Origin of the sequence: Desertibacillus haloalkaliphilus, assembly GCF_019039105.1 — a bacterium.
GTDB classification, from domain to species: Bacteria; Bacillota; Bacilli; order Bacillales; family KJ1-10-99; genus Desertibacillus; species Desertibacillus haloalkaliphilus.
Genome location: NZ_JAHPIV010000137.1, coordinates 1 through 436, shown reverse-complemented (window position 1 = coordinate 436; position 436 = coordinate 1). Strand labels below are relative to the sequence as shown.

The 436-nt window shown below is 38.1% G+C and carries 1 protein-coding gene; it reads right to left on the bottom strand.

The genetic code is table 11. The annotated features are described in order from the left end of the window. Nucleotides 1-436: CobW family GTP-binding protein (locus KH400_RS21225; protein WP_281418766.1), on the bottom strand; the 436-nt coding region annotated here is incomplete at both ends.

Here is a 436-nt window from a genome sequence, read left to right as displayed (position 1 = left end):
ACCTTAGAGTATGAAGTTGGAATAATATCAGCATCTGCATTTAATTTTCTTATGAACTCTAGTAACTCATTTTTATCTACTTCTTTTAACATCTCAATCTTATTGACAATAATCACATCGGCAAACTCAATTTGATCGACTAGTAGATCTGAAATTTCACGTGTGTCAGATTCATCTGTCCCTTCTTTACGATCAAGTAGCGTTTCGCCTGATGCATAATCATCCCAAAAGCGGTTCGCATCTACAACCGTCACCATTGTATCAAGCTTACACTTTTTCGTTAAGTCGATCCCTAGCTCTTCATCAATATACGTAAATGTTTGTGCAACAGGGACAGGCTCACTAATTCCAGAAGATTCAATAACGATATAATCTATATCGCCCGTGTCAACAATTCGTTCTACCTCTTGCATAAGGTCTTCGCGCAGAGTACAGC